Below are 12209 nucleotides of genomic sequence, written 5' to 3'. Positions count from 1 at the left end.
AGTATACTAATGCAGTAGAGACTTCTCATAAAAATAGTCACAGTAATATTGCTAACCCCCAAGTTTTGGATATCAAGGGCAGTATTACTGGCTATGATACAAAGGAATATATATTCCATGCACAAGCTAATCAAGTATTAAGAGTAGTAAGACAAAACACATCAGACGATGTGGTATTAAAGTTACTGTATCTTGGAAATAACAATAAAACTAGTGAACTCTCTGGTGATTTCCAAGTCCTGCCTTATACAGGGGATTATAAGCTTATCGTAAGCCAAACACGCAATGATGCCCGTAAGCATGCAAACACCGCAAAAAAACTTTAATTTGAAAGGCTTTATCACTGACCAGCAGCAACCATCTAACCAGCAAAATTATGTCGTCAACTACAAGTGTGATAGCAACGAAAATCTAAGCGTAACCTACCACTTTAATAACCAAAAAACTAGTGCGACAGTGACTTACGATAATATTTCACAACAGCTAAACTTTGATGATCAATATAGTAAAAAAAATAATCCAGTATTCTCCAATAATAACTACTTACTGAGCGTAGGAACTATTAATGATGGCGTGTTTGGAGACTCAATGGTCTACTCTTTGTTAGATTTAAAAAAATCTAAAGGTGGCTACGCGTTATTGCAAAACTGTCAAAAATTATAAACGCCTTCAGAAAAATAAAAAAGGGAAAATAGCCATAATCAGATAATGGGAGTTTCCCAAACTTTGTGTAACTGCTTATAATCCACTAACTGGAGAATAAGCAATGACTACTCAATCTGACCTTAAAAAACTGGCCGAGCAAATGGCAGTTACACAGAATCTGGGATGGGCTCGATAAAAGAGAGCTAGACCGCCCCAGGATTGACCTATACTTTAACTTCCGTACTATAGCTTTGCTTTTTCTTAGTCATGGCAAACTCCTCATCGAGTCGTTAGTTTACTAAGTTTATTTATACGGTTTCCTCAGCATAGCTCAGTGATTACTCAATATGGCATTAAAAAACCGAACGTCTGCTTTAAGGCGCGTTCGAATTACATTGATGACCATGTATGTCAGCAACCATTCAATCTAAATGACCGTTATACCGTTTCTTCAGCATAATTTACTTGTCGAATGACCCTTTTAAAAAAATGCAAAGGCATCTTCAGCTCCTTTTAATGCTTGTTGGCGTTGTGTTAGTGTCAATTCTAAGCCATCTAATTGCTCTTTAAATTTACGCCAATGCACCATTCTGCCATCTTTATGTGCAGATAGGTGTTTTGCACCATGAGTACTTGTAAGTTCAATTTTTTTGAGCTTCTTTATATAAAATTGCGGCGCCTAAATTTGAACCTTCAGAGCAATAAAGCCAACCAATAGATTCAAACTCACTTGGACTAGGTATAGCCTCATCGACTAACATAGTCTTAACGTGAAGGTCTTGCATGTCCATGGCTACTTGTTCTAAGCGTGATAGACTATTAAGTCCCTTAATCTTAAGGTTTAAGCTGGGATTCTCATAGATAGGTTGCAAAACTTCGTGAAAAGCATTTTGTGCTTGTAAAAATTTACTGTAATTTTCTATAGAGGCAAATGGTTCCATAGATAAAACGAGCATGTCAACACTATCATGTGTTTGGCGGGAGTGCTTTTTTTAATGCTTCACTAAGAGGTAAGTTCATCACTGTTTCCTATATTTATTAATTTAAGGGGCGCTCTCCCATTTCATCCTATTTAGTTAGCTTTTTTTAGATTGAGCGCACGCCAAAATATTTTTGGGTTTTTATTGATAGTTTTTTTATGTATTTTATCCAAGACATATGGGCTAAAATTCGTAGGTTAACCCTACTTTGTAATTTCTTCCTGGTGCCGTAAATCTTTCAATGCCAACTCCTTGGTCATCTACCATAGAGTTGACGTTTAATTCTGCTAACGAACGCAAGTTATCCCACGGAACATATTTAGCATCAAATAAATTAAACACCCCTGCTGATAGTTTTAAATTAGAACCTAATTTTTTTACTCCCATAAACATCATATACATAAGCCGATTTAGACTTATCAATGTGCTTATAAGGAGCAATGACATTTTCATAAGGCATGTTATAACCATTTGATTCTAAGGTAGCTACTTTTGCGTCTTCAGCATGTTTTCTGCCTAAATACCTTAGATTCGCAGACAGTTGCCAATCTTTTTAGGTGATTCATATCCTAGCCCTAACGTTGCATTTAAAGGCTGAGTCGCAAGCAGGTTGGTTCCTTTGTCAGTTTTATCTTTGGCATAATTTAAATTAGCAAATACCTGAATCTCTCCTTCTGTATCAGCAAGCTGTCCAACATCCCATACGCCTCCTAAACGCAATCCATAAGTCTCTGCATCCCCAATATTTTGGGCGCTGAGTATATTTATAGAAAGGGGTGAACAAACCGGTTGGCCGGTCGAATAATCTTCATAGCATCGTTGTTGTTCCTCTTGAGAATTCAACAAGCTGATAAAGTCACTATATTTGGTATAAAACCCTGTGGCTGTAAAGCTTAAATCTTCAAACTGTCCAGACAAACTGAGTTCATGATTGAGAGATTTCTCAGGCTTAAGATGAACATTGGGTGTCAAGCTGTTTCCCATCATCTCAAATGCTGAATACATTTGGCTGGTAGCAGGCGCCCTAAATCCAGTAGACAGCTGATACTGGGTCTGCAAATTGGGACTGATTTTGTAGTTTATGGAGAACATTCCGCCTATATTGTCCATTTTCTTATTGTGGTCAAACTCGCCATTCTCATAATCAATACGTACCGGATAATATTTGCTCGCCTTCTCGATGGCTTTTTTATTGATTTCATCCATATAAGGTTTGTAGTTGTAATTGTCATATCGAAGCCCAATCGTCGTATCGAGCTTTTCCGTTAAATTTATTTTGTCTTGAATGGCCACATTGAAGATATCTTGCTTCACTGAGGGCCCAATAAAATCGTACCAAGAACTGGGGTTGCCTGAAGAAGGAATATAAGTTTCTTCTAAAGTCAATCTATGGTCCGTCTTTGCATATTTTGTATTAACTGACAAAGTATGAGAGCCTAGCTTCTCAGTTTCTAACGGTAAGCTTGTTGCCTCTATACTTAGTTGTATGGTTTTGTCCTCTTGAGGCCGATGCTTCACTCCATCTACCCTATAAGAGTCAGATCCCCATACTTGGCTATAAGTTTCTGTATTAGCCACTCCTGTAATTTTTTTGCTGAGTTAAAGTGGTATTGACCTCATCTATGAACTCACTAGTAATAGGTAGGTATCTATGACTGATGCCATAACTTTCTAATTCTGCAGTATCCTTACCAATTCTTGAAGCAAAAGTCTTTCTGGTAAAGTTATTGGATACTCTATCCGTTTTTTGTTTAGTGGCATGAAAACCTAATCGGTTTTCTTCGTTCAAATGGAGATATAACTTTGCTAACGTTGCCTCTGTTGTATAACTTAATGGGTCAGGTAATATTGCTGCTGTATTAGATCTGTATCCTGTAGAGGGATATTTATAGTCTGGATCATTGATAAAATCATAGGCAGGATCTAGTTTGTTTTTATCGAAATCTAACATTCGGTGATTTTTTTGTTTCATGTCCTTCACGATGCACATAATTAATTATTGCCTCAACCTTATCGTTTTTCCCTGCTAAACCAAAAGCGTTACTAAATTCTTCATTGCTATTGCTATAACCTGTTTTGATATAACCACCAAGTTGACGATCAGGTCTTATTAAATCTTCTGGGTCTTTGGTCTTGAAACTAACAGACCCTCCCATTGCACCACTACCAGAATTAAAAGAGTCCGCCCCGACTTCAAACTCCACCTCTGACAGAAGCTCTACATCGGGTGAAAATCGACCCTCAAACATATATCCATAAGCTGAAAATATTTCACTGACTTGCTTATCTGGCAAGCTAACGCCATCTAAGTTTAAAGCTACCCTATTGCCATCTACCCCTCTGATGGCGTAGCCATTGCTACCATATCTTCCTGCATCTGCCACACTTATATCAGGGTTATAACGGACTAAATCTTTATCACTGTCAATTAGGTTGTCTGATATCGTCTTGGCCGTTTTAAGGTCGTCCCCTACATTTATAGGGGGCTGCTTATTAGCATAAACAGTTATCGTGTCCATATGTAACATCGGTAAGTTTTCTTCTTGGTGCTGAGTATCCGCAATGGCTGATTGATACATCAAAGTTCCAACAAGAATACTTAATAGGGTTTTAGACTTACCTTTAAGACTAGGTATATATATCGACTTCTTATAAGTTGAATCCTCGTGCATTCCAAATTTCCTATAGTAAAAATAAGCACAATTTTCTTCACATCAGCCTCGTCGTCAAAGGAAATAATATTAATTGTTAATAACATTGCTGATAGTTTCTTCATATAATAAAACAATATAGTTACATTGTAAACGATAATCATTAACAAATAGGAAAATATATTATCTTAGAGTATTTTACTTTTTACAAAGGCTTAGCAAGGAGTCAGGAAAACGTCTTGTAATAGTAGGAAAAATTAAGCGTCCGGCAGTCGAGACATCCACACAGTAACAGTGATGCATATTGCGCATGTAACCCAAGCAAGCCACTGCAAACTATCAGAAAATCGGTAAAACAACATACCGCATGACATAGCCATCATTGACCAAGCCAAATATTTTGCCTTACGAGGAATAGCTCGATGCTGCTGCCAGTTCTTTACCATTTCACCGAACACTTTATGTTTGAGAAGCCACTGATTGAATTTATCAGACCCTTTAGCCCAGCATGCTGCCGTTAGTAAAATGAAAGGGGTGGTAGGTAATACTGGAAGAATAATACCGACTAAGCCTATGAAGAAGAAAAAAACCGCCTAGCGCCATAAATAATATTCGTATTATGCGGTTATGATGAATTTGGTTGAGCATTACTTTTTTTTGTAAATTCGATGAATTTGTTGAAGGTTGCACATTGTTCATAAGAAAGTAGCTCGATAGTTAAAGAGTAGCAGCCAGTTATTTAGCGAACTGCGAATATTTTTATTAGAGAATAAACTGTATTTGCAGGTAGTTTTTTACAGATTATTGTAAATGATAATCATTCAATTATCAAAATTATGATGTGTTACTACCCCAATCATTCCAATGAATGAGTGTTTTACGATTTATATTGAATATTTTTGATAAAAGTAGGGCAGTATTTTTTTATGTGAACTAATAGATACTTATATTACAGACCTATACTATCAATCCTGTAGAACTTGACTTAGGGGGTTTTATTTACGCAGTCTGATAATGAAAGTCAAACCACATTTTTCTTGGCGTTCTATAGCTTAAACGCTATTGAATCCTACTGCTAGCATAGCCACTATCTTGCCTCGGGGCATAATACTGCTTCGCTTCCTCCTTCCTGATTTAAGAAGTCTCATTCATCCTGAGCTGCCTAGCTACTTTGCCGTTGTCGTTGTCATCTGCTAGTTTTTGACGGTTTCAGTCATAAAAGCGGCACTATGAGTCCTGGTTATCTTAGTCATGATAAACGCTCTATTAAGTCTTTAATTTACCAAAACGGGTTCTACAGTTTTTTTCAGCATAGCTTATAGATGCCATATTGTAGTTATGAAGCTATTTCTGAACCGAGGATTTTAATTGTTATTTAGAGGCTATTTACTTTTAGACCGTGAGATATCACTCTCTCGATAACTATTTGCCACTAGAAGAAAAGAGAATCAGTATTTGAATAAAATCCCCTTGTTAATCATCCTAAATTAGTTGACTACTACACTCGCTACAAAAGCAATGTAAGATTCAAGCTTGTAAAGACCATAGTCATTGTCTTAAAATGGCATTGTTAACGATAATATCTGTTTTGTTAAGAATTCTTTCTGAAATTCTTTGAAATGATGTTCTAAGTTAGTGCGCCCCCTTACTTATAAATGTTACCTATGCATCATCAGCATGCTGGTAATACGATGACCCTATCATGTCTACTAAGCGCTACAAGCTTGTTTTACGATATTCATCACCGGTAACGATGTGGTTCGGCATGTTGGTCGCATGTTTTGCTTGGATCATGCACATCACGCTGTTGCTCACACCTCTATGGGATGATAATGCCCACTTAGGTCATGGTATCTGTGCAGAGCTTGCACCGATTGTATCGGCAGCCAAACAGTATGAGCAAATACAGACTGATATTGCGCAAACGAATCACAACATACCCATTGATAGTGCCGCTCGTCATTTCCTTCATCATAATGCATCCTTATCTTTAGCATCGCCTGCGACCGTTAAGCCAGTCATAACGTTGATGCTGCACCTTCACAGGAAGCCTTATATAGCAAAGATAAGATTGAAAGCTCTGAATCTAACCCTGATGCCGTAAAATACAGTGGCTGCGACCTTTGCACTGCCATGTCTGCGGCACTATTGCCAGTCGCTTTTACACATACTGACTCGGCTTTGATTGAGCTATCTACTGTCTCAGTCACGTTTTTGTATCGCTCACATACCTACTCTCCTAGTAATTTTTTTACGACCCCTCGCACGCGCTCCACCATCAGACACACCCATATAATTATCCATATTTATAGTCAAATATTTTTAGAGCATTAATGACAATGCTCTCAATCAACGCGCTCATTTGACGCTCTGATTGAGGCACTTGTACCTATTTGCCTAAAATACTGTACTCAAAATACTATCTATTTATATCGGAAAATATTCGGTAAGTGCCTACTCTAAGCCATAAATAGCTTGGCCTATCTTGCCTCTTGGTAAAAACTGAATAACCGATTTCATAAAATATTTTTGCGAATTTCTGGGAAAATAAGATGTTATCTTCATCAATGAACGCTGTACCTATTTTAAAACTAAGTGTTTTAGCTTTGTCTTTATTGCATATCAGTAGCGCTTATGCGGATTCCACAACCGTAAAAGCGCACATGCCTACTACGGATGATGAGCCACATATCCGATTGCCAGAAATCGTCGTTTATGCGACAGCAGCGGATAAGCCATATAGTACCGATGCACTTGGAACAACAGCCAGCCTTAATCAAAAATTTATTAGCAGCAAACAAGTGGCAAGCAGTGATACGGCCACTATACTGACAAAAATACCCGGTCTGAATGTACAAAGTGCCGGTGGCATCTCAAACTTGCCCGTGATGAGAGGCTTGGCGGACAACCGTCTGCGTATCTTAGTGGATGGCGTTGACTCAATCGCCTCTTGTCCGAACAGTATGAACTCACCCTTGTCTTATATTGCGCCAAGCGCTATAGACAAGACCACCGTTTATGCAGGTGTGACGCCTGTGAGTGTCGGTGGTAATAGTATTGGCGGTACTATCGTTGTCGAAACAGCAGAGCCTATCTTTTCAACGGATAGCGACATACTAACTTCAGGTGAAATTGGCACATTTTATCGTAGTAATGGTGACGCCTATGGGGCTAACTTGTCGACACAGCGGCAAACGATCAGCTTAGCCTCACCTATAAAGGCAGCTTCGCACAGGCAGATAACTATAAAGCTGGTGGTGATTTTAAATCTTATACCCAAACAGGTAACCCTAATAAAACATTAGCGAAAGACGAAGTTGGTTCAACCGCTTATGAAAGCAAAAATCAGTCATTAGACATTGCTTATAAGAGTGGCAATCATCTGCTACAAGGAACTTATCTGTGGCAAAACGTCCCAAAAGAGCTATATCCAAATCAGCGGATGGACATGCTCGACAATCAGCTTGACCGCATTAATTTGCGTTACAAAAGCGAGTTAAATTGGGGGCAGTTAGAAGCACAGGCCTATCATGAAAAAGTCGATCACTATATGAACTTTGGAGACGACAAACAGTTCTTATATGGCGCCGCCACAGGCATGCCTATGAATACTAATAGCAAGACTATTGGAGCCAATATTAAAGGTATTATCGATTTAACCAACCAAGGCACGATCAATATAGGTGCTGAATATCAAGACTATACCCTTGATGACACATGGGCGGCATCTGGCGACGGTATGATGTCGCCAAATGACTTTCAAAATATCAACAATGGTCAACGTCAGCGTATCGGTATCTATGGCGAGTGGGAAAAAGCCATCTCTTCTGAATGGACGACCCAGCTTGGTGCGCGCTATGAAAACGTACGTACCAGTGCTGATGAAGTACATGGCTATCAAATCGGTGGTCAAAACAATATGACCAATCAGCTGCGAGATAGCGCTAACTTTAATGTCAGTGACCGTAGCAGCACTGACCACAACATCGACGTTACCGCGATTGGCCGCTACAACATTGATGCACAAAAAAACCTTAGAATTGGGGCTTTCTCATAAAGAACGCACACCCAGTCTCTATGAGCGTTATACGTGGTCGACATGGCCCATGGCGGCTGTCATGAATAACACTGTTGGTGATGGCAATGGCTATTTTGGTGATCCTAATCTGCGTTCTGAAAAATCCAATACACTGTCTGCCACCCTAAATTGGCGCGGTGCTGGAAATAGCTGGGGTGTCAAAGCCACGCCTTACTATTCAAAAATAGATGACTATGTCGATGCCGTACAGTCGGATCGTATGACGAACACAGCGGCTGACACTCACACCGCCGACCAATACAACGTACTGCGTTATACCAACCAAGATGCTGAGATATACGGCATCGACCTGACAGCCGATCGAGAATTGACATCCAATGCTTGGGGAAACTGGGGGATATCCGGATCACTTAACTACACCAAAGGAAAAAATAAAGACAGCGGATCAGACTTATATAACATCATGCCATTCAATGGCAGTGTTGCCCTAAATCGGGAAAACAACGGTTGGAAAAACCAAATTGAAGTGGTTGGTGTTTCAGCTAAAAAGGATGTATCCACCCCTCGCAACGAAATTAAAACAGCAGGCTATGGCTTATTAAATCTCAATACAGGCTATCAGTTCAAACAGGTAGCGATTGAGGCTGGTATCGACAATGTCTTTGACAAAAACCATGCCCTACCTTTAGGCGGTGCCTACATGGGGCAAGGTAGAACTATGTCTATGAATAAGGAGATAGATGGCAGCTCTAACTGGGGCACGGCTATACCTGGCGCGGGTCGCTCATTCTATGTAGGTGTTAACTATAAGTTTTAGGTGTCATTAAGATAGATTGTTAACTGACTTTATTTCTCTTATACCATTTCCAAAAATTAGAATAATAAGGATAACTTTTTTGACTATGACCGCTAACAGGCTTAGCAAGTCTAATAAAGTTAATCGTATTTTTGGATTTGGTATTATGTTATAGGAAGCACTTTCATGACTATGGCACTATTAATTGCAGCATTCTTAATGGGATTTTTTGGTTCGCCGCATTGCTTAGGTATGTGTGGTGGTATCGTGACTGCATTCGGACTATCGATGAAAGAAGCTAGTCCAGCAAAAAAACGCGGCCTCATTGCAACTGAACCGCCCCGACTTTATCGGAGAGTGATTTACTTGAGTCAGGCAGCGATGCCTGACAGGGTTAAATTATCATAATACCGCTTTTCAAACTCAAAGGGTGACACATATCCAATCGTGTTCTATTAAACCAATCCACCCATTCAAGTTGCTAGTTCAACATCGTTCACACCAGTCCAGTTCTGTTTTAAATAATGAATCACCTCAGACTTATAAAGCCCGTTGACCGTTTCAGCTAATGCATTATCGTATAAATCGCCTGTCGTACCGACAGAAGCTATAACACCGCATGTAGCCATTTTATCAGTATAGCGAATGGATAAATACTGAACCCCTCGATCACTGTGATGAATCACATCTTTGGGATAGTTTCTATCTGCTATTGCTTGATTTAACGCCGCCATCACCATATCTGTGTTCATACGATTAGATACTTTCCAGCCCACAATAGCGCGAGCAAACACATCAATAATAAAAGCGGTATACACCCAGCCGCTTATCGTCTTGATATAAGTAAAGTCTGCCACCCAGAGCTGGTTAGGGCGATGAGCGCTAAAGTTACGATTAACCAAGTCATCAGCACGCTTTTGATCATCACGGCTGTGAGTTGTTATTTTACCCTTACCCCGCCAGACACCTTGTAAGCCATGCTGTTTCATTAAACGCTCTACAGTGCAACGAGCAACCTGTAGCCCGTCCGCTTTCATCTGCTGCCAGACCTTACGAGCGCCGTAACGGCATTTACTGTCCTGCCAGATACGTTTGATTTCGCTAATATAATAGTCATCATGCTGACTGCGCAATGAACACTTATGTGGGTTGACGCTTAAGTCTTGAGCACGATAATAAGTTGATGGGGCAATCGGTAGTACTCTACAGATCAGCTCGACCCCATAGTGTTGTTTGTTATCATCAATGAACTGAATCATCACTTCAGTTTGCGGTCGAGCTCCGCCTGGGCGAAAAAAAGCAGCAGCCTTACGTATAATCTCATTAGCTTGCTTGAGCTCTTTATTCTCGCGTTCAAGCTCTTTAATACGTTCAGCTTGATCTTGAGCTTGAATATTGGCTGGTATAGTTTTATCGATGTGCTTTTTATGCCACGATCGTAGAGTTTCGGGCGTGCAGCCAATCTTAGGCGCAATGGCTTGAATAGCTGACCAGGGGGAGGGATAGTCGCTTAATGCTTCAATCAGCATGCGAACAGCGCGCTCTTTAATCTCAGGAGTGTAGGCTTGTCTTTTCATTGTCGTATTCTCTCAGAATGTTGAGTCTCCGACAATCCCGGGGCGGTTCAGATAGCCAACTGGTTTAATATTATTCCGGTATATATGGGGTTAAAAAACGCACTAAGGCAGTGATTATTAAGAGTATTAGAAGAAGGTGTTGATATTTTATAAATCGTTCTGGGATAAATAAACACAGCACAGATACTATAAAAATTCCTATAATTTCAATCAAATTAGATAGACTTTGAGAGCCAAATCCTAGCCCAGTTAATACGACCCACAAAAATGATGGTAAGAATACTAGGCTAAATTTTTTCAATGGTTTATTCATAAGTTAGACTTATCTTCTATGTAGGCGCAGTTTCCATTGCACCGGTAATGGCACAACCATCATATGCTTTGCCTGCGTAACTTAATGTTGCGGTCAGTTCATTTTGGTAGCCATTGTCATCGATACAAATATTTTTTTCGTATATTTAAAATAATAGGCTGTCCATTGACTGTACTCTCGTATTCGACGCCTTCAGTAGTGGCGGAACCCACTACTACAATTGTTGTAGGCTCTAAGAATTCTGCTTCTATACTTAATTTATTTCCTTCAACTACTGTCCGCCAACTTTTTTCTTTATTACCAGAAGCGGTAAACGCCAATAACGCTACAGGTACTTCTATTGTCGGCTCCTTATTATGATCCGTACTATCGGCTTGTTGATTACTACAAGCTACTAGGGTTAAGCTGACCGTTAAGCACATTGCCGTCAAAAGCAAAGAACGCATAATTTTTTTTCCTTTAAATATAATAAGAGAACACTACTATTTAGCAGTGTTCTCTTTGTTTACATAATGAAATTCAGGTTTTTACTACTATAGTTAGGTTTGCGATAGAATTAGAAACTAGTGTCTTAATTAACACCAACGATTATGAGCAGCCTTGTTCAGTAACCTATCAAGGTACTCTCTATATTAGTAATATTAATATAACATATCTATAAAGGTTGACAGTGTGCGTTGAGATAAAATCGTTTTTTTTACTGTTTGAGTGTTTAAAATATGAAAAACTTAACGGCTGCTATTTTAATTGCGCTTCCTGTTCTAATGGTAAGCCCTACAGTCATGGCCGCATCTTCAGATGCAGTGGCCAAAACTGTTGATGTTCAATTTAAAAAAAGGCGCAAATTCAGCTAACTATTATGGGAAATTAAAGGGTGTTAAGTACGATTCCTATACATTTTATGCCAAAAAGAACCAAAAGCTTTCTGTTAAAACAACGGGAGGGAATGTAGATTCTTATTTATTTAATAAGAATTTATCAGATTCTGTCAATGTAGGAGAATATTCCTCTGAACTAGATAACCAAGGTTATTACACGCTTCCATATTCAGGTAAATATGAATTGCGTATTCTTCAGCCACGTTCTCAAGCTTCTAAAGGAAAAACACCTCCATATTGGCTAGAAGTATCTATCCTATAGGTATGTAAGCTTAATAATGGAGAGCATCCTATATTCTGTGTAACAGCTATGTGGCTTTCATCAATAAT

Annotated in this window: 13 protein-coding genes, 4 pseudogenes and 1 other annotated feature; of the genes and pseudogenes, 8 read left to right on the top strand and 9 right to left on the bottom strand. The window is 39.2% G+C overall.

Going from position 1 to position 12209, the window contains the following annotated elements:
• Both TT11_RS15140 and TT11_RS15135 read left to right on the top strand, forming a co-directional pair.
• Nucleotides 1-326 (top strand): annotated as a pseudogene (locus TT11_RS15140) (hypothetical protein); the annotation flags it as partial.
• Nucleotides 301-663, top strand: a complete 363-nt coding sequence (locus TT11_RS15135) for a hypothetical protein (protein WP_261871036.1) — start codon at nucleotides 301-303, stop codon at nucleotides 661-663. The pseudogene TT11_RS15140 and the gene TT11_RS15135, both read left to right, overlap by 26 nt.
• Before the next feature lie 463 nt (nucleotides 664-1126).
• Here the strand turns inward: TT11_RS15135 and TT11_RS15130 are convergent, their stop codons facing one another.
• The 7 genes from TT11_RS15130 to TT11_RS15100 form a co-directional block, all read right to left on the bottom strand.
• Nucleotides 1127-1291, bottom strand: coding sequence for a biliverdin-producing heme oxygenase (locus TT11_RS15130; protein WP_261871039.1), 165 nt, complete (start codon nucleotides 1289-1291; stop codon nucleotides 1127-1129).
• The gene (locus TT11_RS15125; RefSeq protein ID WP_261871035.1) at nucleotides 1287-1601 is read right to left on the bottom strand and encodes a hypothetical protein; all 315 of its coding nucleotides are present in this window, start codon (nucleotides 1599-1601) and stop codon (nucleotides 1287-1289) included. Before TT11_RS15125 ends, TT11_RS15130 begins: the two co-directional genes overlap by 5 nt.
• Before the next feature lie 207 nt (nucleotides 1602-1808).
• Entirely contained in the window at nucleotides 1809-2021 is a 213-nt protein-coding gene (locus TT11_RS15120; protein WP_261871034.1) for a TonB-dependent receptor, read from the bottom strand.
• A 129-nt stretch (nucleotides 2022-2150) separates the two neighbouring features.
• Nucleotides 2151-3143 (bottom strand): TonB-dependent receptor domain-containing protein, encoded by a 993-nt coding sequence (locus TT11_RS15115; RefSeq protein ID WP_261871038.1) that lies wholly within the window; start codon nucleotides 3141-3143, stop codon nucleotides 2151-2153.
• Between the two features lie 52 nt (nucleotides 3144-3195).
• Entirely contained in the window at nucleotides 3196-3597 is a 402-nt protein-coding gene (locus tag TT11_RS15110) for a hypothetical protein (protein ID WP_261871033.1), read from the bottom strand.
• Nucleotides 3560-4297, bottom strand: coding sequence for a TonB-dependent receptor plug domain-containing protein (locus tag TT11_RS15105; RefSeq protein ID WP_261871032.1), 738 nt, complete (start codon nucleotides 4295-4297; stop codon nucleotides 3560-3562). The genes TT11_RS15110 and TT11_RS15105 overlap by 38 nt, the downstream gene beginning before the upstream one ends.
• A 236-nt stretch (nucleotides 4298-4533) precedes the next feature.
• Nucleotides 4534-4833 carry a YbaN family protein gene (locus TT11_RS15100; protein ID WP_305080002.1) on the bottom strand — a complete coding sequence of 100 codons (300 nt, stop codon included), beginning with the start codon at nucleotides 4831-4833 and terminating at the stop codon, nucleotides 4534-4536.
• 1196 nt (nucleotides 4834-6029) lie between these two features.
• On the opposite strand from TT11_RS15100, the gene TT11_RS15095 reads away from it, so the two are divergent.
• The 5 genes and pseudogenes from TT11_RS15095 to TT11_RS15075 all read left to right on the top strand — a co-directional run.
• On the top strand, nucleotides 6030-6380 hold the full coding sequence (locus TT11_RS15095; RefSeq protein WP_261871031.1) for a hypothetical protein: 351 nt from the start codon (nucleotides 6030-6032) through the stop codon (nucleotides 6378-6380).
• A 448-nt stretch (nucleotides 6381-6828) separates the two neighbouring features.
• Nucleotides 6829-7581, top strand: coding sequence for a TonB-dependent siderophore receptor (locus TT11_RS15090; protein ID WP_261871030.1), 753 nt, complete (start codon nucleotides 6829-6831; stop codon nucleotides 7579-7581).
• A 53-nt stretch (nucleotides 7582-7634) separates the two neighbouring features.
• Nucleotides 7635-8333, top strand: coding sequence for a TonB-dependent receptor domain-containing protein (locus TT11_RS15085; RefSeq protein WP_370587873.1), 699 nt, complete (start codon nucleotides 7635-7637; stop codon nucleotides 8331-8333).
• Nucleotides 8230-9132 (top strand): TonB-dependent siderophore receptor, encoded by a 903-nt coding sequence (locus tag TT11_RS15080; protein WP_261871029.1) that lies wholly within the window; start codon nucleotides 8230-8232, stop codon nucleotides 9130-9132. Before TT11_RS15085 ends, TT11_RS15080 begins: the two co-directional genes overlap by 104 nt.
• A 165-nt stretch (nucleotides 9133-9297) precedes the next feature.
• Nucleotides 9298-9444, top strand: a pseudogene (locus tag TT11_RS15075) (sulfite exporter TauE/SafE family protein); the annotation flags it as partial.
• Between the two features lie 38 nt (nucleotides 9445-9482).
• Here TT11_RS15075 and TT11_RS15070 read toward each other — a convergent pair.
• Together TT11_RS15070 and TT11_RS15065 are read right to left on the bottom strand one after the other, a co-directional pair.
• A pseudogene (locus tag TT11_RS15070) lies at nucleotides 9483-10688 on the bottom strand (IS3 family transposase).
• Nucleotides 10296-10413, bottom strand: a sequence feature (AL1L pseudoknot). It overlaps the preceding pseudogene by 118 nt.
• Before the next feature lie 429 nt (nucleotides 10689-11117).
• Entirely contained in the window at nucleotides 11118-11447 is a 330-nt protein-coding gene (locus TT11_RS15065; protein ID WP_261871028.1) for a hypothetical protein, read from the bottom strand.
• Nucleotides 11448-11720: 273 nt separating this feature from the next.
• Between TT11_RS15065 and TT11_RS15060 the strand changes: the two are divergent.
• Nucleotides 11721-12141: pseudogene (locus TT11_RS15060) on the top strand (PPC domain-containing protein).
• Nucleotides 12142-12209 lie beyond the last annotated feature (68 nt).

The organism is Psychrobacter sp. JCM 18901 (genome assembly GCF_000586435.1).
Taxonomy (GTDB): domain Bacteria; phylum Pseudomonadota; class Gammaproteobacteria; order Pseudomonadales; family Moraxellaceae; genus Psychrobacter.
The sequence above is the reverse complement of the archived record's forward strand: the minus strand, read 5'-3'. Positions and strand labels throughout refer to the sequence as shown.

What these genes read in the sequence shown, in the direction of transcription:
- TT11_RS15135 (WP_261871036.1), top strand. Translation starts at nt 301, where the DNA reads ATGCAAACACCGCAAAAAAACTTTAATTTGAAAGGCTTTATCACTGAC.
- TT11_RS15125 (WP_261871035.1), bottom strand. Translation starts at nt 1,601, where the DNA reads ATGCTCGTTTTATCTATGGAACCATTTGCCTCTATAGAAAATTACAGT.
- TT11_RS15120 (WP_261871034.1), bottom strand. Translation starts at nt 2,021, where the DNA reads ATGATGTTTATGGGAGTAAAAAAATTAGGTTCTAATTTAAAACTATCA.
- TT11_RS15110 (WP_261871033.1), bottom strand. Translation starts at nt 3,597, where the DNA reads ATGAAACAAAAAAATCACCGAATGTTAGATTTCGATAAAAACAAACTA.
- TT11_RS15105 (WP_261871032.1), bottom strand. Translation starts at nt 4,297, where the DNA reads ATGCACGAGGATTCAACTTATAAGAAGTCGATATATATACCTAGTCTT.
- TT11_RS15095 (WP_261871031.1), top strand. Translation starts at nt 6,030, where the DNA reads ATGTGGTTCGGCATGTTGGTCGCATGTTTTGCTTGGATCATGCACATC.
- TT11_RS15090 (WP_261871030.1), top strand. Translation starts at nt 6,829, where the DNA reads ATGTTATCTTCATCAATGAACGCTGTACCTATTTTAAAACTAAGTGTT.
- TT11_RS15080 (WP_261871029.1), top strand. Translation starts at nt 8,230, where the DNA reads ATGTCAGTGACCGTAGCAGCACTGACCACAACATCGACGTTACCGCGA.
- TT11_RS15065 (WP_261871028.1), bottom strand. Translation starts at nt 11,447, where the DNA reads ATGCGTTCTTTGCTTTTGACGGCAATGTGCTTAACGGTCAGCTTAACC.